The organism is Streptomyces sp. NBC_00775 (assembly GCF_036347135.1).
GTDB lineage: Bacteria > Actinomycetota > Actinomycetes > Streptomycetales > Streptomycetaceae > Streptomyces > Streptomyces lutosisoli.
In genome coordinates this window covers 10,223,921-10,248,283 of the sequence record NZ_CP108938.1, presented here as the reverse complement: position 1 = coordinate 10,248,283, position 24,363 = coordinate 10,223,921, and the positions used below count along the sequence as shown (strand labels likewise).

General features: G+C 70.7%; 21 protein-coding genes and 6 pseudogenes. 17 read left to right on the top strand and 10 right to left on the bottom strand.

What is annotated here, in order from left to right:
- Positions 1-76: 76 nt before the first annotated feature.
- Genes OIC96_RS45605 through OIC96_RS45595 form a run of 3 tightly spaced genes read left to right on the top strand, consistent with a single transcriptional unit; the run spans position 77 to position 2,257 of the window.
- Entirely contained in the window at positions 77-697 is a 621-nt protein-coding gene (locus OIC96_RS45605; RefSeq protein WP_330302168.1) for an L-threonylcarbamoyladenylate synthase, read from the top strand.
- A gap of 7 nt (positions 698-704) precedes the next feature.
- Entirely contained in the window at positions 705-1,643 is a 939-nt protein-coding gene (locus OIC96_RS45600) for a sigma-70 family RNA polymerase sigma factor (protein ID WP_330302169.1), read from the top strand.
- A 56-nt stretch (positions 1,644-1,699) separates the two neighbouring features.
- Entirely contained in the window at positions 1,700-2,257 is a 558-nt protein-coding gene (locus tag OIC96_RS45595) for a dihydrofolate reductase family protein (RefSeq protein WP_330302170.1), read from the top strand.
- A gap of 75 nt (positions 2,258-2,332) precedes the next feature.
- On the opposite strand, the gene OIC96_RS45590 is transcribed toward OIC96_RS45595, so the two are convergent.
- Positions 2,333-4,720, bottom strand: a complete 2,388-nt coding sequence (locus OIC96_RS45590; RefSeq protein WP_330302171.1) for a M4 family metallopeptidase — start codon at positions 4,718-4,720, stop codon at positions 2,333-2,335.
- A gap of 266 nt (positions 4,721-4,986) precedes the next feature.
- Between OIC96_RS45590 and OIC96_RS45585 the strand changes: the two genes are divergently transcribed.
- On the top strand, positions 4,987-5,565 hold the full coding sequence (locus OIC96_RS45585) for a hypothetical protein (protein ID WP_330302172.1): 579 nt from the start codon (positions 4,987-4,989) through the stop codon (positions 5,563-5,565).
- 48 nt (positions 5,566-5,613) lie between these two features.
- Here the strand turns inward: OIC96_RS45585 and OIC96_RS45580 are convergent, their stop codons facing one another.
- Positions 5,614-6,459: an SMP-30/gluconolactonase/LRE family protein gene (locus tag OIC96_RS45580; protein WP_330309959.1), complete on the bottom strand. Its 846-nt coding sequence runs from the start codon at positions 6,457-6,459 to the stop codon at positions 5,614-5,616.
- A 307-nt stretch (positions 6,460-6,766) separates the two neighbouring features.
- Between OIC96_RS45580 and OIC96_RS45575 the strand changes: the two are divergent.
- The 9 genes and pseudogenes from OIC96_RS45575 to OIC96_RS45535 form a co-directional block, all read left to right on the top strand.
- Positions 6,767-7,003 (top strand): annotated as a pseudogene (locus tag OIC96_RS45575) (cytochrome P450); the annotation flags it as partial.
- Between the two features lie 67 nt (positions 7,004-7,070).
- Positions 7,071-7,267, top strand: a pseudogene (locus OIC96_RS45570) (ferredoxin).
- A pseudogene (locus tag OIC96_RS45565) lies at positions 7,264-7,983 on the top strand (NAD(P)/FAD-dependent oxidoreductase); the annotation flags it as partial. The pseudogenes OIC96_RS45570 and OIC96_RS45565, both read left to right, overlap by 4 nt.
- 56 nt (positions 7,984-8,039) lie before the next feature.
- Positions 8,040-8,165 (top strand): annotated as a pseudogene (locus OIC96_RS45560) (ABC transporter substrate-binding protein); the annotation flags it as partial.
- A gap of 101 nt (positions 8,166-8,266) precedes the next feature.
- On the top strand, positions 8,267-8,761 hold the full coding sequence (locus tag OIC96_RS45555; RefSeq protein ID WP_330302173.1) for a MarR family winged helix-turn-helix transcriptional regulator: 495 nt from the start codon (positions 8,267-8,269) through the stop codon (positions 8,759-8,761).
- A gap of 151 nt (positions 8,762-8,912) precedes the next feature.
- Positions 8,913-9,527 (top strand): DsbA family protein, encoded by a 615-nt coding sequence (locus OIC96_RS45550; protein WP_330302174.1) that lies wholly within the window; start codon positions 8,913-8,915, stop codon positions 9,525-9,527.
- Between the two features lie 30 nt (positions 9,528-9,557).
- A complete protein-coding gene (locus OIC96_RS45545; protein ID WP_330302175.1) occupies positions 9,558-10,364 on the top strand; it encodes an MBL fold metallo-hydrolase in 807 nt (268 codons plus the stop codon).
- Between the two features lie 2 nt (positions 10,365-10,366).
- Entirely contained in the window at positions 10,367-10,777 is a 411-nt protein-coding gene (locus OIC96_RS45540) for a nuclear transport factor 2 family protein (RefSeq protein ID WP_330302176.1), read from the top strand.
- Between the two features lie 318 nt (positions 10,778-11,095).
- A complete protein-coding gene (locus OIC96_RS45535) occupies positions 11,096-12,100 on the top strand; it encodes an ABC transporter substrate-binding protein (RefSeq protein ID WP_330302177.1) in 1,005 nt (334 codons plus the stop codon).
- Positions 12,101-12,538: 438 nt separating this feature from the next.
- Here the strand turns inward: OIC96_RS45535 and OIC96_RS45530 are convergent.
- Positions 12,539-12,985, bottom strand: a pseudogene (locus OIC96_RS45530) (cation:proton antiporter domain-containing protein); the annotation flags it as partial.
- Here OIC96_RS45530 and OIC96_RS45525 point away from each other — a divergent pair.
- The 3 genes and pseudogenes from OIC96_RS45525 to OIC96_RS45515 all read left to right on the top strand — a co-directional run.
- Positions 12,938-13,129: pseudogene (locus OIC96_RS45525) on the top strand (4-hydroxy-2-oxovalerate aldolase); the annotation flags it as partial. The pseudogenes OIC96_RS45530 and OIC96_RS45525 sit on opposite strands and share 48 nt — an antisense overlap.
- Positions 13,126-14,172, top strand: coding sequence for an amidohydrolase family protein (locus tag OIC96_RS45520; RefSeq protein ID WP_330302178.1), 1,047 nt, complete (start codon positions 13,126-13,128; stop codon positions 14,170-14,172). The pseudogene OIC96_RS45525 and the gene OIC96_RS45520, both read left to right, overlap by 4 nt.
- Before the next feature lie 151 nt (positions 14,173-14,323).
- Positions 14,324-14,869 carry a GNAT family N-acetyltransferase gene (locus OIC96_RS45515; RefSeq protein ID WP_330302179.1) on the top strand — a complete coding sequence of 182 codons (546 nt, stop codon included), beginning with the start codon at positions 14,324-14,326 and terminating at the stop codon, positions 14,867-14,869.
- Here the strand turns inward: OIC96_RS45515 and OIC96_RS45510 are convergent.
- Positions 14,841-15,077: a DUF6296 family protein gene (locus OIC96_RS45510; RefSeq protein ID WP_330302180.1), complete on the bottom strand. Its 237-nt coding sequence runs from the start codon at positions 15,075-15,077 to the stop codon at positions 14,841-14,843. The two genes, OIC96_RS45515 and OIC96_RS45510, sit on opposite strands and share 29 nt — an antisense overlap.
- Positions 15,078-15,266: 189 nt before the next feature.
- Here OIC96_RS45510 and OIC96_RS45505 point away from each other — a divergent pair, with 189 nt between their 5' ends.
- Positions 15,267-17,999 carry a SpoIIE family protein phosphatase gene (locus tag OIC96_RS45505; RefSeq protein ID WP_330302181.1) on the top strand — a complete coding sequence of 911 codons (2,733 nt, stop codon included), beginning with the start codon at positions 15,267-15,269 and terminating at the stop codon, positions 17,997-17,999.
- Between the two features lie 53 nt (positions 18,000-18,052).
- Here the strand turns inward: OIC96_RS45505 and OIC96_RS45500 are convergent, their stop codons facing one another.
- The 6 genes from OIC96_RS45500 to OIC96_RS45475 form a co-directional block, all read right to left on the bottom strand.
- Positions 18,053-19,693 (bottom strand): MFS transporter, encoded by a 1,641-nt coding sequence (locus OIC96_RS45500; RefSeq protein WP_330302182.1) that lies wholly within the window; start codon positions 19,691-19,693, stop codon positions 18,053-18,055.
- Between the two features lie 126 nt (positions 19,694-19,819).
- A complete protein-coding gene (locus OIC96_RS45495) occupies positions 19,820-20,680 on the bottom strand; it encodes an ABC transporter permease (protein ID WP_330302183.1) in 861 nt (286 codons plus the stop codon).
- Positions 20,640-21,653, bottom strand: coding sequence for an ATP-binding cassette domain-containing protein (locus tag OIC96_RS45490; protein ID WP_330302184.1), 1,014 nt, complete (start codon positions 21,651-21,653; stop codon positions 20,640-20,642). The genes OIC96_RS45495 and OIC96_RS45490 overlap by 41 nt, the downstream gene beginning before the upstream one ends.
- Positions 21,650-22,105: a MarR family winged helix-turn-helix transcriptional regulator gene (locus tag OIC96_RS45485; RefSeq protein ID WP_330302185.1), complete on the bottom strand. Its 456-nt coding sequence runs from the start codon at positions 22,103-22,105 to the stop codon at positions 21,650-21,652. Before OIC96_RS45485 ends, OIC96_RS45490 begins: the two co-directional genes overlap by 4 nt.
- 163 nt (positions 22,106-22,268) lie before the next feature.
- Positions 22,269-23,294 (bottom strand): Gfo/Idh/MocA family oxidoreductase, encoded by a 1,026-nt coding sequence (locus tag OIC96_RS45480; RefSeq protein ID WP_330302186.1) that lies wholly within the window; start codon positions 23,292-23,294, stop codon positions 22,269-22,271.
- Between the two features lie 103 nt (positions 23,295-23,397).
- Positions 23,398-24,180, bottom strand: a complete 783-nt coding sequence (locus tag OIC96_RS45475; protein WP_330302187.1) for a TIM barrel protein — start codon at positions 24,178-24,180, stop codon at positions 23,398-23,400.
- Positions 24,181-24,363 lie beyond the last annotated feature (183 nt).

The window sequence follows — 24,363 nt, the reverse complement described above, 5'->3', positions numbered from 1 at the left end:
CCGGGCGCCGGCCGCCCCGGCGGTTCACCGGCGTCGGTGGTCCGGGGAGGGGCCCGCGCGGTCCTAAGCTCGGCGTATGGCCAAGTACTTCGACGTGCACCCGGAAAACCCGCAGCGACGCATCATCGGCCAGGTGGCCGAGATCGTCCGAGGCGGCGGGCTGATCGCATACCCGACGGACTCCTGCTTCGCACTCGGGTGCGCGCTGGGCAACCGGGACGGGCTCGACCGCATCCGCTCGATCCGCCAGCTCGACGAGCGGCACCACTTCACCCTGATGTGCCAGGACTTCGCGCAGCTGGGCCACTTCGTACGCGTCGACAACGCGGTGTTCCGCGCGGTCAAGGCGGCGACCCCCGGCAGCTACACCTTCATCCTCCCGGCGACGAAGGAGGCGCCGCGCAGGCTGCTGCACCCGAAGAAGAAGACGGTCGGGGTCAGGATCCCCGACCACGTCGTTGCCCAGGCTCTCCTCGCCGAGCTCGGCGAGCCGCTGCTGTCGACCACCCTGCTGCTGCCCCACGAGGACAAACCCCTCACCCAGGGCTGGGAGATCAAGGAAGAGCTCGATCACGTGGTGGACGCGGTCATCGACTCCGGTGACTGCGGCACCGAGCCGACGACCGTCATCGACTTCTCCGGCGCGGAGCCGGAAATCGTCCGCCTCGGGGCGGGCGACCCCTCACGGTTCGAGTAGCAGGCCCATGGACTTCGAACCGTACCGCGGTGAACTGGTCACGTACTGCTATCGGATGCTGGGATCGTTCCACGAAGCCGAGGACCTGGCGCAGGAGACGTTGCTGCGCGCGTGGAAGGCCCGCGACCGGTACGACGGTACGCGGGCGTCCCCGCGGACCTGGCTGTACCGCATCGCCACCAACGTGTGCCTGACCGCGTTGGAGGGGCGCGCGCGGCGTCCGTTGCCGTCCGGGCTGGGCGCCCCGAGCGACGATCCCGGGGCCCCGCTCACACCGGCGTACGACATCCCTTGGCTGCAGCCGTTCCCCGACACGCGGTTCGGCACAGAGGCACGGGCCGACCTACGGCTCGCGTGGGTCGCGGCGGTGCAGGTCCTGCCGCCTCGGCAGCGGGCCGTGCTCGTGCTCCGCGAGGTGCTGGAGTTCACCGCCGCCGAGGTGGCCACGCAGCTGGGAACCACGGTCCCGGCCGTCAACAGCGCGCTGCAGCGGGCCCGCGCCGCCCTCGTGGAGGTGGGTGAGGCGGACGAGGTCGCGGAGCCGGACGATCCCGAGGTACGCGCGGTGGTCCAGCGGTACCTGCGGGCGTTCGAGGCGGCCGACGTCCCCGCGCTCGTGCGGCTCCTCACCGACGACGCCATCCTGGAAATGCCGCCGGTCCCGCTGTGGTACCGGGGCCGTCACGACTACGGCCTGTTCATGCGCCGCGTGTTCGACCTGCGCGGGACGGGCTGGCACATGCGGCGCCTGGCCGCCAACGGCCAGCCCGCGCTCGCCGCGTACGCGCCGGAACCGGGCGGCGGTCATCGGCTGCACACGCTCCAGGTCCTCACGATCACCGGCGGCCGGGTCGCACACAACGTCGTGTTCGCCGATCCACACGTGTTCCAGGCATTCGACCTGCCCCCGGGGATCTCCTCCGACAAGTCGCGCCGGGCGCGATGAGTTCGGCCGATGCCGCCGGTATGTACAGGTGAGCATCGACCGAAGGGACATTCACCATGAGCGTCATCGTCATTCAGTTCATCACCCTGGACGGAATCGTGTCCGACCCGGACGGGTCCGGGGGCACAGCGACCGGAGGCTGGGCGTTCCGGCACGGTCCCGAGACGGCCGCAGGGGACAAGTTCCGGCTCGGGAGCACGCTGGACACCGGGGTCCTGCTGCTGGGCCGTACGACCTGGCAGCTGTTCTCCCGGATCTGGCCGGGACGCGACGACGCGTTCTCGGCGCGGATGAACGCCGCGCCGAAACTGGTCGCCACCCGCACGCTGACCAGCACATCGGCATGGGCGAACTCCCGGGTCCTCGACCACGACCTCGTCGACGCCGTCAAGCACGAACAACGCGATGTGATCGTCACCGGCAGCCTGAGCGTGGTACGCGCGCTGATGGCCGCGGACCTGATCGACGAGTTCCGGCTCCTGACCTTCCCCACGGTCCTCGGCACCGGCGACCGGCTCTTCCCTGCCGGCGGTCCGCCCGCATACCTGGAGTGCCTGTCGGCCGAGCGGGCGGGCGCCGCCGTCCTCGCCCGATACGCGCGGCCGACGCGATAACAGTCAGCGTGGCCCGGGGCGTCCTCGCGGACGCCCCGGGCCACGGCCGGTTCGGAAGGGATCAGGTGGTGCCGGTCAGCTGGTCGTGACGGCGGTGTCGTCGACGACGAAGCTGGTCTGGAGCGAGGAGTCCTCGACGCCGCTGAACTTCAGCGCGACGGTGGTACCGGCGTAGGAGGACAGGTCGAACGTCTTCTGGGTGTACCCGGTGGCCTTGTTGAGGTTGGAGTACGTCGCCAGAGTCGTCGACCCCGCGGTGACCGTCAGCTTGTCGTACTGGGTGCTGGTCGTGGTCTCCGCACTGTCGATGTGCAGGTAGAAGGTGAAGCTGGCCTTGCAGCCGGAGGGGATGGTCACCGACTGGGAGAGCGTGTCGGTGTGCGTCGAGCCGTAGCCGTCCAGCCAGGCCTTGTACGAACCGGCGTGGGCCGCCTGGCTGCTGGAGCTGGTGATGACACCACTCGTCGCGGTCCAGGTCGTGTTGCCGGACTCGAAGCCGGGGTTGCCGAGCAGCTGCGCCGAGGTGCACGTGCCGCCGCCACCGGAGGAACTGACGGTCCAGGTGAACGACGCCGTGCCGGTCGCGCCGGTGCTGTCGGTGACCGTGACGGTCGTGCTGTACGTGCCCGCCGTCGTCGGAGTGCCGGTGATGGCGCCGGTCGAGCTGCTGATCGACAGGCCGGTCGGCAGTCCGGTCGCGGCGTACGTCAGCGAGCCGCTGTTGGTGCTGCTGGCCGAGATCTGCAGGCTGACGGCGGTGCCGACGGTGGAGGACTGGCTGCCCGGGTTGGTGACCGTGACACCCGTGGTCGGCACGGTGATGTGGCTGCCGACGTTGATACCGGCGAAGGCGTTCCCGACCCCGGCGTACTGGGTGGAGCTGGTGCCGTACAGCGCCGCGGCGGCGTTCAGCGCGGCGGTGCGGGCGCCCGCGTAGTTGGTGCTGGACGTCATGTACGTCGTCAGCGCCTTGTACCAGATCTGCAGCGCCGCGGCCCGGCCGATGCCCGCGACGGCGACACCGTCGGAGGTCGGCGAGTCGTAGGTGACGCCGTTGATGGTCTTGGTACCGCTGCCCTCGGAGAGCAGGTAGAACATGTGGTTCGCCGGGCCCGAGGAGTAGTGGACGTCCAGGTTGCCGACTCCGGAGTACCAGCTGTCGGCGGAGCCGCCGTCCTTGCTGGGCTCGTCCATGTAACGCAGCGGCGTGCCGTCGCCGTTGATGTCGATCTTCTCGCCGATGAGGTAGTCGCCGACGTCGCTGCTGTTGTTGGCGTAGAACTCCACGCCGGTGCCGAAGATGTCGGAGGTCGCCTCGTTGAGGCCGCCGGACTCACCGGTGTAGTCCAGACCCGCGGTGTTGGAGGTGACGCCGTGGCTCATCTCGTGGCCGGCGACGTCGAGCGAGGTGAGGGCGTGGGTGCTGCCCGAGCCGTCGCCGTAGGTCATGCAGAAGCAGTCGTCGTCCCAGAACGCGTTGACGTACGCGGTGCTGTAGTGGACGCGGGAGTAGGCGGCGACACCGTCGTTCTTGATGCCGCTTCTGCCGAAGGTGTTCTTGTAGAAGTCCCAGGTCGTCTGGGCGCCGAAGTGGGCGTCGACACCGGCGGTCTGGGTGTTGGAGCCGGAGCCGGTGCCCCATGTGTCGTCGGCGTCGGTCATCAGCGTGCCGGTGCCGGACGTGCCGTTGCTGAGGCTGTACGTCTTGTGGCCGCCGCGCGTGGTGTCGTACAGCTGGTACGTCGAGCCGGACAGCGTGGTGTTGATGCTGACGGTGCCGCTGTACTGGCTGTTGCCCGTACCGGTCTCGACGCCCTGGAACTGGGAGAGCTTCGCCCCGGTCGCGGCGTCGGTGATGACGTGCAGCTTGCTCGGGGTGCCGTCGTCCTGGAGGCCGGTGACCACGGTCTCCCAGGCCAGGACAGGGGTGCCGGTGCCGGCCCAGATCACCTTGCGCGCCTTCTCGGCGGCGGGCTTGACCGCGTCGAGCGCCTTGGCGGCCTTGAGCGCCTTGCCCTGGGCGGTGGCCGCGGCGAGCTTCGGGGTGGTGGAGGCGACCTTGATGGTGTGCTTGTTGTTGAAGGTCGTGCCGAGCGTGCCGGTGCCGGAGGCCGGGGTGTGGACGACGAGGTCACCGCCGAGGACCGGAAGGCCGGCGTAGGTGCGCTCGTAGCGGGTGTGGAGGGTGCCGTCGGCGTCCTTGACGACGTCCTTGACGACCAGCTTCTCCTTGGCCCCGAGGCCGAGCGAGCCGGCGGTCGTAGCCGTCTTCGCCGTCGCGGTCCTGATGAGCGCGGTGCGCTGTGCGGGGGAGAGCTTGGCCTGAAGTGCGCCTGCCTTGAGGGGACTTGCGTGGGGGGCGGGCTTGGCGGCCGCCGGGACCGCCTGTATGCCGACGGCCAGGAATGCGGCGGTGGCCACGAGGGCTCCGGCCGCGGTCGCCTGACGGGGGATACGTCTCACTCGTACTCCTTCTGCGACGGCCACATGTGGGGCGGCCGGTGACAGACCCGGGCAGACGGGTGTGCTGTCCGGGACGAGCTGAGCAGGGGCGTGCGGGAACGAGACCGTGGGGCAGGCCGTGTGCGACCCGCGCGACAGGTGGGGGAAGGATTGCATCGTTGACCGATGCATGACACCTACTTGGGGGTAATCAAGGGTTATCCCTACTCCGCGTTGGAGCACCCCGCCGCTGCACCCTCGCGGACGCGATGTCCGAGAATCGGCGCATGGACGTGACCGAACTGCTCGAAGCGGCTTCCCTCTTGGTGCCCGAGGAGACCGCCACCGAGAACGACCTCACGGTGCGCGACGTCTGGGACCACCTCGTCGCCGACGAGTGGGAGATCGCCCTCGGCCTGCTGGAGCAGCTCGGCGACGCCGGTCCCCTGCCGCTGAGCTTCTGGGAGACGCTCGCCGGAGCCGCCGAGCAGTTGCGGATGGAGCGGAGCGCGGCCTGGTGCCACTGGCGCTGCCACGAGATCCGTCAAGGCGTGATCCGGGCGGACTTGACACTCCGTCCGGCCGGGGAGAGCCGACGGACGACGCCCATCGGCGGAGCGGGTGCGTTGCGGCCGATGTGGGACATCGGCCACAGAACCCCCGCGGGTGAACTGTCCGTCAACATCGCGGCACTCTGGGTCGAGCAGAAGCCCTTCCTGGAGCCCGGCGGGCGGGCGCTGGTGCGGCTCGTACCCCTCGTTCCCTCCGGGTGGCGGCATGTTGAGCCCGGCCAGCGGATCGACTTGTACGAGGACCGGTCCGTGGGCGGCACTGCGGTGGTCCTGGAGGTACGTCCCCCCGTGTGAGCGAGGCGGTTGCGGAGGTACGTCCGCCCGCCGCGACGCCCGACGGTCTCACGGCCGGCCCGCACCCGGGACCTCGACTTCCGTTGCCAGCACCTGGCCGGATCCGGGCGTGACCATCTCGGACTCCGTCATCCCCCGCCACTCGGCGGCCACGATGAACAAGGTGGTGCCGTCGGGGCCGCCCAGCGCGCAGGCGAAGCCGCCACGGTCCAGATCGATCCGGTCCAGGACCTCGCCGCCCTCGGCGACGCGCACGCAGCACCGGCCCGGCACGTCGGCGTACCAGACGGCGTTCCGCGCGTCGACGCAAATGCCGTCCGGCGTGCCCTCGCCGAGGTCGGCCCAGACACGCCGGCCGGACAGCCCGCCGTCCGCGCCGATGTCGAAGGCCACCAGGCTGTGCCGGTAGGAGTCCGCGACGATCAGCGTGGAGTTGGCCGGCGTCACCGCCATCCCGTTGGGGAACGCGATGTCGTCGGCCACCTGGCGCACCGAGCCGTCCGGCGTGACCAGCGAGACCGAGCCGGGCCTGAACTCCTCCCCCGCCATCGGGTTGAAGTCGCCGCGGTTGACATAGGTGTTGCCGCGGCCGTCGATCACGATGTCGTTCCATCCCGGCCTGCCCAGGTCCGCATACGTGGCCAGGGAGCCGTCGGGTTCCCGGCGCAGCAGTCGCCCGTCCGGCGACGAGACGATCACCATCCGCCCGTCGGGGAGCCAGGCGGTGCACAGCGGCAGCGACGCCACGCGCGCGATCACCTCGCTGTGACCGGCCGCCGGATCGACGGCGACGACCTCGCCGGCGGTCCAGTCGGAAAAGTACAACCGGTCACCGTGCCAGCGCGGCGACTCGACCAGTCCCCGTCCGCCGAGCAGCGTCCGTACCTCGTTCATCCTCACCACAGCCCTCGTTCCGCACCGGCACCGCACCGGCGGCTCACTGTCTGAACGAACGGCCACCCGCGGAATCGACAGGGCCCGGCGCCGTTCCGTCGAACGGGACGGAAAAGGTCGAACAGGGCGGAGGAAGACGCCGGACGCGCCTGGTGTGACGGGCGCTGTCCCCACCCGAGATCGGGTGGCTGGCCACGGCGACCGCTTCGCGTGCCGGTGATGTCATGATCCATATGGCCATCACTTCACGTCCGCGCGAGCGCGCCGCCGTCCGGCTCGGGGCGCTCTGCTGGATCGCGGGTTCACCTTCACCGACCCCGACCGCCTGGACCTCGGCCGGACCAACGCACGTCAGCACGTCGCGTTCGGGTAGGGCATCCACCAGTGCCTCGGCCAGCCGCTGGCCCGCGCCGAACTCCAGATCGTCCTGCCCGAGCTGTTCCGACGGCTGCCCGGACTGCGTCTCGACGCGCCCTTGGAGGACCTCTCCTTCAAAGAAACCTCGGGCGTCGACGGAGTCAGCGAACTGCCGGTGACCTGGTGAGCGAACCGCCGCCACCCGGCCCGAACCCGTCACCACTCGGCGAACCAAGCGGAGACCCCCCATGAACATGAAGGTGGAAGTAGACGTCCCCAAGTGCGTCGCTTCCGGACAGTGCGCGCTGCTCGCCCCGGAGGTCTTCGACCAACGGGACGACGACGGCATGGTCGTCCTGCTCGACGAGACCCCGCACCCGAACTGCACGACAGCGTCCGCGAGTCGGCGCTGGTCTGCCCGGCCGCCGCGATCCGGCTGGTGGAGTCATGACCCCCAGCACGAACCCCCTGAGTTCCGCCGGCCTCCCGGACCGCGTCGTGATCGTCGGCGCATCCGCCGGCGGCCTGGCCACGGCCGAAGCACTCCGCAGGCAGAGCTACCGGGGAACGCTCACCTTCATCGGCGACGAGCCGCATCTGCCGTACGACCGTCCCCCGCTGTCCAAGCAGTTCCTGAGAGGCGAATGGCAGCCCGAGCGGCTCAGGCTGCGTCCACCGGCGGAGATCGACGCACTGGACATCGACCTGCGGCTGGGCACCTCGACCACCAGCGTGGACCGCGACGAGCGCACCGTGACCCTCTCGGACGGCCAGCCCCAGCCCTACGACGCCCTGGTCGTCGCCACCGGAGTCCGGCCGCGGCGCCTTCCAGACAGCACGGGCGTCTCCGGGGTGCATGTGCTGCGCACCCTGGAGGACGCGACGGTTCTCAAGACACGGCTGACTCCCGGGCGGCGCCTGGTCGTCGTCGGCGCAGGTTTCATCGGCGCCGAGGCCGCCGCGGCGGCCCGTAGGCTCGGCATCGACGTGACGATGATCGAACCGGCGCCCATACCGCTGGCGCACGCCGTGGGCGAAGCCGTGGGCCGGGCCCTGACCCGGCCCCACCTCGACCACGGTGTCGACCTCCGCACCGGGGCCACGGTCAGCGAGGTCCTCTCGTACGACGGCCAGGTCACCGGCGTCGGCCTGGCGGACGGGACCGCCGTCCCGGCGGACGACGTCGTGGTGGGCATCGGCTCACACCCGAACGTCGAATGGCTGGAAGGCCCCTCTTCATGGCCGACCGCGCCGCGGTTGAACGCTGGAAGCAGACCTTCGCCCTCTACTTCGGCGAGGTCAAGGGCGACCCGACGCCCGGCTGGCTGGGACTGCACCCAGGGGCATAGACCTGGGGCGGGGGGCGCCCCTCTCTCCGCACCAGGCACCCTGCCGCCCCGGGCATGATCGGTACGGTGATACCCGGGACGGCAGAAGGGGCGGCGAGGCCGTGAGCGAGCAGGCGGGCATCAGTACGGCGAAGGAGGCCGCCGACCACGAGCTGATCCTCGCGTTCGGGCGGCTGCAGGGGGCGGCCAACCGACTGGAGTACATCCTCGGGCGGGCCCTGGAGGAGGAGTGCGGGATCAGCCATTTGATGTTCGAGGTGTTGCTGATCCTCGGGCGGGCGGGCGCACCGGGTATGTCGATGCGGGCCATCGCCCAGGAACAGGTCCTGACCACGGGCGGCGCCACCCGACTGGTGGACCGCATGGTGGCGGCGGGACTCGTGGCGCGCACCGACTCCCCCGAGGACCGGCGCGCGAAGCTGGTGCGACTCACTCCGCTGGGTGAGGAGACGGTGGTGCGCGCTTCTCAGGTGCACGTGGCGAACATCAAGCGGCACTTCGTGGAGCCGCTCCCCGCCGAGGACCGCGAGCGGTTCGCGGAGGACCTCCGCATCCTCAGCCACGCGGCCCGGGACGTGCTGCCCCGACTGCCCTGACCTGCGGACCGGCGACTGCCCTGATGTAATGACCACTGCTCCAGCCGTGTGTCCCACCTCACACCGCCCAGGAAATATCTGACGCGTCAGTTACTGTTTTGTCAGATGAATGCCCGCACCCGGTGGGCAGGGCACGCCTTCGAGGTCATCAATGAAGCTTGTCTACGTCTTCGACGCCTACTGCGGCTGGTCGCACGGATTCTCCGGAACACTGCGCGAGGTCACCACCCGCCACCCCGAACTGCCGGTCCACGTAATCTCCGGCGGCCTGTTCACCGGACCGCGCCGGGTCCCGATCCGTGAGTTCGGCTACGTCCAGGGCGCCAATGCCAAGATCGCCGAGCTGACCGGCGCCGAGTTCGGCGAAGGCTACGAGCGGCTGATCGCCGACGGCTCGTTCGTGATGGACTCCGAGGCTGCCGCCCGCGGCGTCGCCGCCCTGCGCCAGGCGGCTCCGGCCCGCGCGGCCGAGCTCGCCGTCGCCCTGCAGCACGCCTTCTACGTCGACGGCCTGAGCCTGTCCGACCCGGTCACGTACCGGACGGTGGCCGCGGCGGCCGGGCTGGACTCCGACGCCGTACTCGCCGCGTTCTCAGCACCCGAGACACGGGCGGCCGCCGAGGCCGACTTCCGCCGCGCCGCCGCGCTGGGCGTCACCGGCTTCCCCACCCTGCTGGCCGTCGACGGCCACTCCGTCACTCCCCTGGCCTACGGCCACGCCACCGCCGACGAGGTCGCTGAACGCCTCGCCACCGTGGCCGCCTGACCTCCCACCCCCCTTCGCAAGGAGCCCCGCATGACCACGCTCGCCTTCAAGATCCTGGACCTCGACTTCCCCGCCGGCAGCAAGAACAAGACCGCCACGCTCGTCACGGGGGAGAGCGAGGCGCTGCTGGTCGACGCCGCCTTCACCCGCGCCGACGGACACCGCCTGGCCGCCGAGATCCTCGACTCCGGCAAGAAACTGACCACCGTGTTCGTCAGCCACGCCGACCCGGACTTCTACTTCGGCGCCGAAGTGATCGCCGACGCCTTCCCCGACGCGGTCTTCGTCGCCACCCCGATCGTCATCGAGCACATCCAGGACTCCTACGAGGGCAAGCTCAAGGCGTGGGAGGCGCTCGGCCCCAACCTCCCCACCCGCCTGGTCGACCTCACCCCGCTGACCGGCGACCTCACCCTCGAAGGCCACCGCTTCCAGCTCAAGGGCGGCCCGGCCGGTCTGCCCGACCGCCACTACCTCTGGCAGGCCGAGCACCGCGCGCTCCTCGGCGGCGTCCTGCTCTTCCAGCAGGAGCACGTCTGGGTCGCCGACACCCCCACCCCGGGCGACCGCGCGTCCTGGATCGACCTGCTGGACGAAATGGCCGCCCTGAAGCCGGGGTTGGTCGTCCCCGGCCACCGCCTGCCCGACACCGCCGCCGACGCGACCGCCATCACGGCCACCCGCGACTACCTGCTCGCCTTCGAGGAGGAGCTCGACAAGGCCGCCGACGGCGCTGCGCTGACCGAGGCGCTCGTCACGCGCTACCCGGACAACGGGATGCTGATCGCCGCCCAGATCGGGGCGAAGGTCGCCAAGGGCGAGATGAAGTGGGGCTGACCATGAGCGAGTTCGCCACGTCCACCGCTCCCGCCGACGTCGTACGCCGCCAGTACCTGGCCTCCGCCGCCGGTGACCTGGAAGCCCTGCGGACCACCCTCGCGCCCGACGTGGAGTGGACCGAGATGGCAGGCTTCCCGCTCGCCGGCACCTACCGGACCCCGGACGGCGTCACCTCCAACGTCATGGAGCAACTCGGCAAGGAGTGGGACGACTGGGCCGCCCACGACGACACGTACGTCGTGGACGGCGAGAACGTCGTCGTCCTGGCCCGCTACACGGCCGTCAACAAGGCCACCGGCAAGCCGATCGCCGTCCGCGTCGCCCACCACTTCGTCGTACGCGGCGGACTCATCGTGCGCTTCGAACAGTTCGTCGACACCGCACTCGTGCGGGAGGCCATGAGCGACTGAACGGTTCTTGTTCCGGCGGCAATGCCCGCTCTGCGTCGCCGGAACCCTTCATGCCGCAGTTACTCATTGCGTGTGCGCGGCCGGTTGTACCGCCCGTCGGTGACGGGCTCAGCCCAGGGGGCTCGGGGCTGCCGTCGGACACCGAAAGGTCATCCGAGATGGCTGGCCGGGCCCCAAACTGCCCGATTGGCGGGCGCCGGTGACTCACCGCACTCTGATGGAGAACGTTCCTCACGCCGGTTCGGATGCCCGCCGCCTCAGCAGCGCGCTCCACGTGAACCGGGACCGCCGGGAACAACGAGAGCTGTGGGAGTAGCTGTGACGCAGGAGGAGACCAGGTCGCCGGCCGAGTTGTACGACGAAGCCCGGGCCGAGGGCGGCACCCTGACCGTCTACGCGGGCGGTGACATCGCCAATCAGCAGGACATGACGGTGGCGGCGTTCAACGCCGAGTTCCCCGACATCGAGCTGAACATGATCGTGGACTACAGCAAATACCACGACGTACGCATCGACCGTCAGCTGGCCGCCGGCACGCTGGTGCCGGACGTGACCCATCTGCAGACCACCTTCGACTATCCGCGCTGGAAGGGCCTTCGGGTACTGCTGCAGTACAAGCCGGCCGGCTGGGACACGATCCACGACCTGTTCAAGGATCCGGACGGATTCTGGGTGGCGGGCAACGTCTTCGCGTTCAGCTACATGTACGGACCCGGCGGTGGTCCGGCAACACCCAAAGACCTCGTCGACCCGCAGTGGAAGGGCCAGATCGCGTCCTCCCACCCGGGCGACGACGACGCAAGCCTGTTCCTGTTCAAGAGCTACGTCGAGGCGTACGGCTGGGAGTGGCTTCAAGCGTTCGCGGACCAGCAGGTCGACTTCCACCGCGGCACCAACACACCCGGCGAGGCCGTCGACGAAGGCCGCAAGAAGGTTGGCGTGGGCGGCGCGGCCACCGGCGGCCCAGGCTCCACCTGGGCCGTCCCCGGCGACGACCACCCCTTCCTCGCCTGGGGCCAGCGGGCCGCGATCCTACGTGCGGCACCCCATCCGGCCGCCGCGAAGCTCTATCTGAACTGGCTGGTCTCACCCCAGTGGCAGGCCGCCGGCTTCCACGGCTGGGGCGTGCGTACCGACACCCTGCCCGAGGACGGCCGCGCCATCTGGGACTATCCCAACGCCGGGCTGACCGAATTCCCCGCCTTCATGGAAGACCGCGCCGAGGTCGAACGCTGGCGCCAGACCATGAACCTCTACCTCGGCGAAGTCACCGGGGAGCCGACCCCCGGCCGACTCGGACTGCACCCCACCCGCCACGCCTGACCACATCCTCCGCTGCGCGGCTTGCACACGGGAGCCCGGCCGTTGCTGCTCAGTCCCCACCCGGCGCCGGGACAACCGCACCTCCTCGATGTCGAGCTGCCGCTGGACCTGGCGCAGCACGGTGTCGTCGATCTCGTTGTCGTCGCGCAGGCGGAGCACAGAGGCGCGTTTACGGGAGAGGAGGGCCAGGCGCAGGGCGGTGTAGTGCCGGTCGTGGCGCAGGGCTTCCTCGTCCTCGGTCTCGCCGCCGCCCGCACGGACAAGGAGGAGGTGGGTCTCGTACTCCTGGCGCAGGCGTTCGGCGACGGCCGGGTCGGTGCCCAGGTCGTCGGCGACCTCCGGGAGTGCCTTGAGTGCCTCCTCGGTTGCGGTCGTCTCGGCGAGGAAGCGTTCCTCCTCCACCGATGTGTCGCGGGGCAGCCGGGCCCAGCGCACCACGGCCGGCAGCAGCAGTCCCTGTACGACGAGCGTGGTGACGATGACTCCTGAGGTGACGAAGACGATCGTGTCGCGGTCGGGGAACGGGGCGCCCGAGTCGAGCGTCATCGGCACCGACAGGGCCACCGCCAGCGAGACCGCGCCGCGGAAGCCCGCGACCGAGGTGACCACCCGGGCCCGGTAGTTCATCCGGCGAAGGCGCTGCCGCGGGCGGTGGTCGAGCAGGCGGATCAGGTACGGGAAGCTGAAGTTGAAGGCGAAGCGCGCCGCGACGACCACGGCGGAGACCGCTCCGACGGCGATGAGGGCGTGGGTGAGGTCGTCGCCGTGGAGTTCGCGTACGGCCGCCTGGGCCTGCAGGCCGACGAGGACGAACAGGGAGCCGTTGAGCAGGAAGGTGGCCTCACCCTCGGCTACGCCGGCGTGTACTCCAGTTTCCTGCGCCACGCCGAGGCGGCCTCGGCCCGCTACGGCATCGACGCCCGCAGCCTCCTCGTCGAGGTCGGCCGGCGCGGCATGGTCGGCGGCCAGGAAGACATGATCACCGACATGGCCCTCGACCTGCTCGCCGCCCGGGAGGCCACGTCATGACCGACAGGACAGGCCGGGTCGACGTCCACCAGTACATCGTCCCCTCCTTCTACCGCGACCTCCTGACCAAGGCGGGCATCGCCGAAGCCGGCGGCCGCGGCCTGCCCGAGTGGAGCCCGCAGGTCGCGCTGGAGCCGATGGACCTGCTGGGCACCAGCACGGCCATCGTGTCCGTCTCCACCCCCGGCACCGGCTTCCTCACCGACCCCGGCGAGGCCGCCGACCTGGCGCGGCAGCTCAACGACTTCTCCGCGTCCCTCGCCGCCGATCACGCGGGCCGTTTCGGGTACTTCGCCGCCCTGCCCATGCCCGATGCCACCGCCTCCGCCGCGGAGGCCCGGCGGGCGCTGGACGAACTCGGCGCCGACGGAGTCGCCCTGCTGGCCAACAACCAGGGCGCCTACCTCGGCGCAGGCGGCCAGGACGCGCTGTGGCGGGTCCTGGACGAGCGGGGCGCGGTCGTCTTCGTGCACCCCGCCGAGTTGCCCGCACCGGCCGTCGAGGGCGTCCCGCCTTTCGCAGCCGACTTCCTCCTGGACACGACCCGGGCCGCGTACCTCCTCGTACGCAACGGCATCGCGCGCACGTACCCGGACATCCGGTTCATCCTCAGCCACGCCGGCGGCTTCGCGCCCTACGCCTCCCACCGCATGGCCGTCGCCATCGCGAGCGACACCGGACGCAGCCCCCTGGACGTGCTGGACGACTTCCGCGACTTCTACTTCGACACCGCACTGTCCTCCAGCCCCGCCGCCCTGCCCACCCTGCTCGCCTTCGCCCGCCCCGGGCACGTCCTCTTCGGCAGCGACTGGCCCTTCGCCCCCACCCCCGCCGGCCAGTACTTCGCCAACGGCCTCGACACCGGCGTCGACCCCGACACCCTCGGGGCCATCAACCACACCAACGCCGAAGCCCTGTTCCCCCGCCTGGCCGCCACCCCCGCACCGACTCCGTCCCGTCCGGTCCCGATTCGTCTGCGCCAGGCCGCCCAACGGGCCGCGGCCCGCCTCTTCTTCAAGCTCGTCCAACCCGGCACCGATTGAGGCACGTGGCCCTTCAACTGGCCCCGGTGGTAGCGCCGCCGTCCGGCTCGGGCACCAACACCGCGCCCAGCAAGGCGACTTGGTCCGCACGTCAACGGGGAACGCGCCGATATCGCACCTCCCTCGGCGCGAGGGTGCCTACCATGGCCGGATGCCTCGACTTCAGCGCCTGCGCCTCGATCACGCCCCCGCTCTTCTTGAGTTCGAGCGGGAGAATCGCGAGTACTTCGCGGCGTCGATTCCCGACCGCGGCGACGCGTACTTCGCGCACTTCGACGCCCGGCACGATGCGCTGCTGGCCGAGCAGGCGGACGGGCTGTGCTTCTTCCACCTTGTGGTGGACGACAGCGGGGCGGTGCTGGGGCGGGTCAACTTGATCGATGCGGCGGGCGGTTCGGCCGAGCTCGGATACCGGATCGCCGAGCGGGCCGCAGGGCGGGGACTCGCCACGGCCGCCGTGCGCGAGGTTTGTGCCCTGGCTGTCGCGGAGTACGGCCTGAACACGCTGCGCGCCAAGACGACTCTCGACAACGCCGCTTCGCGAGCCGTCCTGGCGCGTACGGGATTCCGGCCCGCCGGTGACATGCTCCTGAACGGTCGCCCGGGTCTCCGCTTCCTCCGGGAGCTGCGGGACACCGACGAGGTGGCGCCGGAAGGTGCGCCGGCCGTCAGGGAATCGGTTCGGCGGAGGGGTTGATCGGCGACTGGTAGGCGCCACTGGCCAGCATGCGCACCTCCCCCGCCGCGCTGATCTCGGCGCGGAGGATGCCGGTGGGATCGCAGTACACCGGGTTGCCGCCCGGTCCGAGGGCGTCGGTCCGTTCGACGACCACCTCGTCCGTCACGAGGCTGGTGCCCGATCCGGGATGGGTGAAGCTCAGCCGATACTGGTCCGGGGTCTTCATGACGACCTCCCACGCTCGGGAGACAAATGCGGGCAAATAGATACCCCTCCATGATGCGGCCAGATCCCCTCGGCAGCAGCACCCGGCGACGGCGAACGCCCCCGGACCGTGCCACAGGCCCGAGCCCACCGCCACTCACCATGTGTGACGCCCCTCGCCACCCGGCGCCGGGCAGTGTAGACATAGCACATGGTCGGACTATTGGGTCGATCCCGGGCTCAGTCGACCCGCCGCCTCAAGACAGCGCTCGGTCAGCGTGAGCCACACGGAGGCAGGCACCGACGCAGCCCGTCCGCCGGGCCACGGTCGGCGCTGAGCGGGCGCAGCGTCGCCGGACAGGTCTTCCTCCTGCAAGTGGTGATCGTGCTGCTCCTGGTCCTGTCCGCGGTCGTGGCCCTGGTGCTGCAGGTCCGGCACGACAGCACACAGGAGGCCCGCAACCGTTCGCTCGCCGTCGCCGAGACCTTCGCCAACGCACCGGGCACCGCCGCGGCGCTCAGCGCCCCCGACCCCACGGCCATCCTTCAGCCGTCGGCCGAAGCCGCCCGCAAGGCGTCGAAGGTGGACTTCATCGTCGTGATGAACACCGACGCGATCCGCTACACCCACCCCAAGCCCGACCGGATCGGAAAGAAGTTCGTCGGAACCACCGCCCCCGTACTCGCCGGCCACTCCATCACCGAGCAGATCACGGGCACCCTCGGGCCGCTGGTGCAGGCCACCGTTCCCGTCAAGGCGCCCGACGGCAAGGTCGTGGGCATGGTGTCGGCCGGGATCACCACCGCGAATGTCGGCGGTGTCGCGGACCGGCAACTGCCGATCCTGCTGGCTGCCGCGGGCGTCGCCCTCGCCCTGGCCACGGCGGGGACGGCGCTCGTGAGCAGACGGCTGCTGCGCCAGACCCGTGGCCTGGGCCCGTACGAGATGACCCGCATGTACGAGCACCATGACGCGGTGCTCCACGCCGTACGGGAGGGAGTGATCATCGTCGGCGGTGAGGGGCAGCTGCTGCTCGCCAACGACGAGGCGAGCCGGCTGCTCGACCTGCCCGACGACGCCGAGGGGCAGCAGGTCCTCGACCTCGGCCTCGACTCGGACACCGCCGGCCTGCTGGCCTCGGGACGAGTCGCCACCGACGAGGTGCACCTGGTCGGCGACCGGCTGCTGGCCATCAACCAACGGCCCACGGACCTTCAGGGCGGCCCGGCCGGCAGCGTCGCGACGCTCCGTGACTCGACCGAACTGCGCGCGCTCTCCGGCCGGGCCGACGTGGCACGCGAGCGACTCAAACTGTTGTACGACGCAGGGGTGGGCATCGGTACGAGCCTGGACGTGACCCGCACCGCCGAGGAACTCGCGGAGGTGGCCGTCCCGCGGTTCGCGGACTTCGTCACCGTGGACCTCGCCGACGCCGTGCTGAACGGGCAGGAGCCGGACGCGGGCACCGATCTGCGCCGCGCGGCGTCCGGCGGAATCCGCAAGGACGCTCCGCTGTATCCGGTCGGCGAACACATCGGATTCGCCTCCTCCACACCACAGGCCCACAGCCTCCGCACCGGCCAGGCGGTCGTCGAACCCGACCTCGGCGGGTCTCCGGGATGGCTGGCACAGGACCCCCCGCGCACCGCCCAGGTCGTGGACTACGGAATCCACTCCCTGATCACGGTTCCCCTGCGGGTGGGCCCCCTGGTGATGGGCGTGGCCAACTTCTGGCGCTCCGAGAAGCCCGAGCCCTTCGACGTGGAGGATCTGGCCCTCGCCGAGGAGCTGGTGGCCCGTGCGGCGGTCTCCATCGACAACGCGCGCCGCTACACCCGCGAGCACACCATGGCCGTGACGCTGCAGCGCAGTCTGCTGCCTCGCAACCTGCCCGAGCAGAGCGCCCTGGACATCGCCTACCGCTACCTTCCCGCCCAGGCGGGAGTCGGCGGCGACTGGTTCGACGTCCTGCCGCTGCCGGGCGCCCGTGTCGCGCTCGTCGTGGGCGACGTCGTCGGCCACGGGCTGCACGCGGCGGCGACGATGGGCCGGCTGCGTACGGCGGTCCACAACTTCTCCGCCCTCGACCTGCCTCCCGACGAGCTCCTCGGGCTCCTGGACGAGCTGGTCGGCCGTATCGACCAGGACGAGGTCGCGGAGGACAGCGGAGCCGCCGTCACCGGCGCCACCTGTCTGTACGCCATCTACGACCCGGCCTCCCGGCGCTGCACGGTCGCGCGGGCCGGACACCCGCCGCCGGCCCTGGTCGGCCCCGACGGCGGCGTCGAGTTCCCCGAGGTGCCGGCCGGTCCCCCGCTCGGCGTGGGCGGCCTCCCGTTCGAGACGGCCGAGCTCGAGCTGGCGGAGGGCAGCCGCCTGGTGCTCTACACGGACGGGCTCGTCGAGGACCGGGAACGGGACATCGACACCGGCCTTGAGCTGCTGCGCACCGCTCTGGCCGGGGCCGACCCGTCGCCGGAGGACACCTGCCGGGCCGTACTCGACGCCCTGCTGCCGGCCCGGCCGAGCGACGACATCGCCCTGATCGTCGCCCGCACCCACGCGCTCGGTCCCGACCGGATCGCCGAGTGGCAGGTGCCGTCCGACCCGGTGGCCGTCGGCGAGGTGCGCGCCTCGGTCACCCGGCAGCTGGCGGAGTGGGGGCTGGACGAGCTGGCGTTCACCACGGAGCTGATCCTCAGCGAGCTGGTCACCAACGCGATCCGTTACGGCAGCGGCCCCATCCGCGTCCGTATGCTGCGCGACCGCACCCTGATCTGCGAGGTCTTCGACGGCAGCAGCACCTCACCCCACCTGCGCTACGCGGCCACCACGGACGAGGGCGGACGCGGCCTGTTCCTGGTCGCCCAGCTCGCCGAGCGCTGGGGCACCCGCTACAACCCCGCCGGCAAGGTGATCTGGGCCGAGCAGTCGCTGGCCTGAGCCGAGGCACCACCGGGGACCGGCTGGTACGGGCGCGCTGGAGGCGTCGGCGCTCAGCCGGGTGGCGAGGGACCTCTGCGTACGTCCTCCTCCGCCGCGGGCGCCGAGTGCGTCGTCCCGCTCGCGTCGTCCGTGGCCTCCTCGGCCGGTGCGATCGGAAGGGCGCCGCCGCCGCGGAGCCGCTCCAGGTCGGAAGGGCGCACCTGGATGACAAGCAGAGCGATCAGCGCGCCGAGGAGGGCGAAGACGGCGGCCATGACGAACGCGCCCGAGATGCCGGACGTCAACACCTGGTCGCTCCAGGGCGCCGGAAGCTGACCCGTTCTGCGGAACTGCAGCTGCTGCGCAGGGGTCGCCTCCGCCAGGAACGTGCCGACCTGATCCGTGGCCTCGTTGCGGCTGGCCGTACCGAAGACCGTCACCAGCACGGACAGGCCGAGCGACCCTCCGACCTGCTGGGTGGCGTTGAGGATTCCGGAGGCGGCTCCCGCCTCCTTCGACGCCACGCCCGAGACCGCCATCAGCGTCAGCGACACGAACTGCAGGCCCATGCCAAGGCCGAAGACCAGGATGGGGCCAAGAATGCTGCCCAGATAGGTGCTGTGAACATCGGTCATGGTCAGCCAGGCGAGCCCCACGGCAGCCAGGATCGCGCCCACCACCATGAAGGGTTTGGGCCCCCACTTGGGCAGGAGGTTCGAGGTGAATCCCGCGCCGATCGCGACGATTGCGCTCACCGGCAGGAAGGCGAGGCCGGCCTCCAAGGGGCTGAAGCCCAGGATGTTCTGCACGAAGAGCGTCAGGAAGAAGAACATCCCGAAGATCGCCGCGGCCAGGCTCAGCATCATCCCGTAGACGCCGGCGCGGTTACGGTCGCGAAACATCCACAGGGGAGTGATGGGCTGCCTCGACCGGCGCTCGACGGTGATGAACACGACTAGGAACACCAGAGCCGCCCCGAAGGCCGCGAGGGTGACGCTGTCACTCCAGCCGTCCTCCGAGGCCCGGATGAAGCCGTAGACGAGCAGCACCATGCCCAGCGTGGAGGTGATGGCGCCGAGGAGGTCGAAGTGGCCCGGGTGGCGCTCGGACTCCCGGATGTGGCGGGGTGTGGCAAGTACGATCAACAGGCCGATCGGGACATTGACGAAGAACACCCAGCGCCAGTCGAGCCACTCCACGAGAACACCGCCCGCGAGGAGCCCGATCGCACTGCCTCCGGCGGAAACGGCGGCGAACACGCCGAACGCCCTGTTCCGCTCGGGTCCTTCGCGGAAGGTGGTGGTGATCAGCGACAGCGCGGTGGGGGAAGCGATCGCGCCGCCGACACCCTGCAGTGAGCGCGCCGCGAGCAACTGCCAGTCCTCCTGGGCGAGTCCGCCGAGCAGCGAGGCCAACACGAAGAGCAGGACGCCCAACATGAAGACCCTGCGCCGGCCGAGGATGTCGCCGGAACGTCCGCCGAGCAGCAGCAGACCACCGAAGGTCAGCGTGTAGGCGTTGATCACCCAGGACAGGTTCTCGGTCGAGAAGCCGAGCGAGGTCTGGATGTGCGGCAGCGCGATGTTCACGATGGTGATGTCGAGGACCACCATCAGCTGGCACGAGGCGATGACGAGGAGCGCGATACGACTGCCTCGGCCCCGCTCCGGGGACTCGGCAGGTGCGGCAGGTGTCGGGTGAGCGGCCGTCATGGGAGGGCCCAGTGTCTCGGGTCAGCAGTGAACGCAGACGTTCACTACATCGACGTTAAGCCTGAGCTCCCGACCCCACCAATCGATCAAAGGGCCCCGGTGGGAAGGCGATGGGACGGGCCGAGCTCAGCGGGCCAGGCGGCCGAGCAAGGACGAGGCGGACAGGATGCCGAGGGCCGCGGCCAGGACAAGAACCCCGTAGTCGAGGGCCAGATGGGCGGGTGTGCCGAGCAGCAGGCCGCGCAGCGCGTCCACCTGGTAGCTGAGGGGGTTGAACTTGCTGACGGTCTGGAGCCAGCCCGGCATGACGGCCACCGGATAGAGGGCGTTGGAGCCGAAGAACAGCGGCATGGTGATGGCCTGGCCGATGCCCATCAGGCGGTCGCGGGTGAGCACGATGCCGGCGATGGTCATCGAGAGGCAGGAGAAGAAGGCCGAGCCGAGGACGACGGCCACCGCGACGCCGAGCAGCCGCAGCGGATTCCAGGTCATCGCCACCCCGAGCAGCGCGGCGATGACGACGACCACGACCGCCTGGATCAGCGCCTTCACCCCGGCGGCGAAGGCCTTGCCGGTGATGAGCGCCGAGCGCGGGGTCGGTGTGACGAGGAGCTTGGTGAGGATCCCGGCGTCCCGCTCCCAGATGATCATGATGCCGTAGAAGATGGCGATGAACATCGCGGACTGGGCGATGATGCCGGGCGCGAGGTAGTCGAGGTAGGGGATGCCGCCGGTGGGTATGGCCTTGATCCGGGTGAAGGTCTCGCCGAAGATCAGCAGCCAGAGCGCCGGCTGGACGGCCCGGGTGTACAGCTCGGTGCGGTCGTGGCGCAGCTTCTGCAGTTCGACCGCGCACATCGCGCCGACCCTGGCGGGCAGCACCTTCCAGCCGGTGCGGGCCCGGGGCGGGACCAGGAGCAGGTCGAGACCGGCCGGGTGGACGCGGTCAGCCGACACGGGACGCGGTACGGCGGGTGCTTCGGACATCGCTGAAGTCTCCTGACTGGTCGTCGAGGCCGCTGCCGGCGATGTCGCGGAAGACGTCTTCCAGCGTGGGCAGTTCACCGTTCTTCGTGGTGCCGCGCCGCTCACCGAGGCCGGTCCTCAGCTCGTCGGGGGTACCGAGCGCGCGGACGCGGCCCCGGTGCATCAGCGCGACCCGGTCGCAGTACTGATCGGCCTCGTCCATGTAGTGGGTCGTCACCAGGACGGTCATACCGGTGGCCGCGCGCACGGCGTTGATGTGCTCCCACACGCTCGTCCGGGCGATCGGGTCGAGGCCGATGGTCGGCTCGTCGAGGATCAGCAGCCGGGGCGCGCTCACCAGTGCCTGGGCGAGTTCGAGGCGGCGGACCATGCCTCCGGAGTACGTCTTGGCGAGCCGGTCGGCGGCGTTGGTCAGGTCGACCGCCGCGAGCGCCTGGCCGACGCGCGCCGCGCGCTCCCGGCGGGAGACATCGAAGACGCGGGCGAACAGGGCCACGTTCTCCCGGCCGGTGAGCCCGGAGTCGGCGGAGAGCTGCTGCGGTACGTAACCCAACAGGCGGCGTACCGCCATGCGTTCGCGTGTGGCGTCGTGCCCGAAGACCCGGACCATGCCGGCGGGGACGGGCAGCAGCGTGGTGATGCAGCGGATCGCCGTGGTCTTGCCCGCGCCGTTGGGCCCGAGCAGTCCGAACACCTCGCCGTCGCGGACGGAGAGCTCGAGCCCGTCGACCGCGGTGGTCTCACCGAAGGCGTACGCGAGCCCGGCACAGGTGACGGCGTCCGTCCCGGCGTCCGCCGCTGCGGTCCGGGGGCCGGCCGGATCCGGGCCACTGCTCGCCGGCGCGGCCGGCCCGTCGGCGGCATCCGTACCGCTGTCGATCGCCTGGGCATGCCCCTCGGCGGCGCCGGTCCCCTCGGCGTCCGGGCTCCCCCGCCGGGCGGGGTCTCCCCCTCCGGTCGTGTTCCGCGTCATGTCTCCTCGGCCTCCTCGTGCAGGTTCGCCGCCAGCTTGCGCAGGGCCGGAAGGGCCGCCTCCAGGGCCGCGCGGTCCGCCTCGTCGAGACGGGTCACCTGGCGGCGTACGAGTGCCGCGCGCCGCGCGCGCCAGTCGCGCAGCCGTGCGTCGGCGGCCGGTGTGGGCAGCAGTCGCGCGGCCCGCCGGTCGGCCGGGTCCGTCTCGCGGATCAGATAGCCGTCCCGCACCAGTTGGTTGACCAGCGTCGAGACCGAATTGCCCGCCAGGTAGAGCTCCTTGGCGGCTTCCGACACGCCGATGCCCGGGCGGGCCACGACCAGGCGCAGCAGCTCGACCTCGGCGCCACGCAGCCGCGGGGCGGTCATGCCGCGGCGCAGCCGCCGCCGGATCAGCCGCTGCACTCCGGCCAGGGTGTCGGCCAGCGCCTCGGGGAAACTCTCTGACTCCACTCTTCGAGAATAGCTCTGTGTCAGAGGTATTTCAGGAAAGGGAGAGTCAAGAGGGGGCAAGCGGAAGGCCGGGCGGCAGCCCAGGGGCCGGGCACGAGAGGCCGGCGCGGCGGCAGCGTCGTACCCGGCCCTGGTCCTGGCCGAGAGCCCGGTGTCCCCGGTGTCAGCGGTCCTTGAGTTCGTCGATGCGGACGGGTCCACCGGTGGTCACCGACTGGATGGCGGCGAGGGCGATGGACAGGGCGGCGCGGGCGTCCTCGCCGGTGACGGCGGGGGCCCGGCCGGTGCGGACGCACTCGGTGAAGTCGGCGAGTTCGGCCACGTAGGCACCGTGGAAGAGGTCCTGGTCGTACCGGACGGATTCGGCTGTGATGCCGTCCGAGTCGTAGGAGGTCAGAGGGGTGCGGCGGAGGTCGCCCATGGTGAGCATGCCCGCCGAGCCGAACACCTCGCCGCGGACGTCATAGCCGTACACGGCCTGGAAGTTGGCCTCGGCGGTGGCGAGCGCGCCGTTGTCGAAGCGGATCGTGACGACGGCGGTGTCGAGCAGCCCGTGGTCCTTGAAGTCGGGGCGGACGAGCGCGTCGGCCCACGCGAAGACCTCGACAGGCTCCGCGCCGGGGTTGAGGAAGCGCAGGGTGTCGAAGTCGTGGATCAAGGTCTCCAGGAAGATCGTCCACGGCGGAATGCGTGCCGGGTCCGCCAGCCTCGGGTCACGGGTGAGAGAACGGAGCAGCTGGGGGGTGCCCACCGCGCCGGCGGCGACCTTGTCGTGAGCGGCGCGGAAGCCCGGGTCGTAACGCCGGTTGAAGCCCACCTGGAGGGCCACGCCGGCCGCACGGGCGGCGGCGATGGCGCGGTCGGCCTCGGCGAGAGCGACCGCCATGGGCTTCTCGCAGTAGACCGCCTTGCCCGCCCGTGCCGCCGCCTCCACCAGGTCGGCGTGGGTACGCGCAGGCGTGGCGATCACCACCGCGTCGACCTTCGGGTCGGCCAGCAGGTCACCGATGTCGGTGTACGCCATGGCACAGCCGAGCGGGGCGGCGAGGCGCTCCGCGGCGCCCGGGGCGGGGTCGGCGACGGCGGCGAGACGGACGCCGGGCAGACGGTGGGCGAGGGTCTCGGCGTGGAAGGAGCCCATCCGTCCGGCGCCTATGAGACCGACGGCGAGCGGTTGCTGCGTGGCCATGCGAGTTCTCCGTACCTGAGTGAGGGGGTGCGTGGGAGGTCTTCGTCGGTGAGCGAGCGCGGGAAGGGCCGTTGTCAGTGAGCGAGTGCGGGAAGGGCCGTTGTCAGAGCGTGAACGCGGAGCGGAAGCGCTCCAGGGCGAGGTCGCTGTCGTCCGAGGCCCACGCCTCCATGGCGACCGTGCCGTCGTAGCCGAGGTCCGCGAGGGCGCGCGCGACGGCCGGGTAGTTGATCTCCCCGGTTCCCGGCTCGCAGCGGCCGGGTACGTCGGCCACCTGGATCTCGCCGATCAGACCCCGGCCGTGGGCGCGGCGCAGCAGCTCGATCAGGTTCCCCTCGCCGATCTGCGCGTGGTAGAGGTCGAGGTTCATCCGCAGTCCGGGGCGGCCCACGGCCTCGACGAGGGCCAGGGTGTCGGCGGCCTTGGCGAAGGGCACTCCGGGGTGGTCGACAGCGGTGTTGAGGTTCTCCAGGGTGAAGACCACCCCGGCGCTCTCCCCCAGTTCGGCGATGCGGGTGAGCGTACGGTGGGCGGCGATCCACATCGGGCCGGTGGCGTCGCCGGTGACGGCGGTCACCGGGAGCCCCTCGGAGTCCAGGCCGGTGCCGTGCAAGTTCAGCCGGGGGCAGCGCAGCCGCTCGGCCGCCTTGACCGACTCCTCGGCGGTGCGCAGCAGTTCGGCCGCTCCGTCCTCGTCGGTCAGACTGCCGCTCAGGTAGCCCGTCATCGAGGAGAAGACCGCCCCGCTCCGCTCCAGTGCGGTCAGGTCGTGCCGGGTCCAGTCCCAGATCTCGACCTGGAAGCCGGCGTCGTGGATACGCCGCGCCCGGTCCTCGACCGGCAGCTCCCGGAAGACCATCTCGGCGCAGACCGCCAACGTGTACATCGCCCATCACCCGCTTTCCGACGTCCGGGCTTCTAGAACGTTCTAGTCCCGGAGCAGCAGTACGCCAGCCTCCGAGCGGCTTGTCAAGGCTCCGCGAAGGCCCAGAGCTAGAACGTTGCAGTTGTACCGACCAGGGTGTTCGCGTCTGGTCTACGATCCTCGACGGGAAGACCACTTCGACCA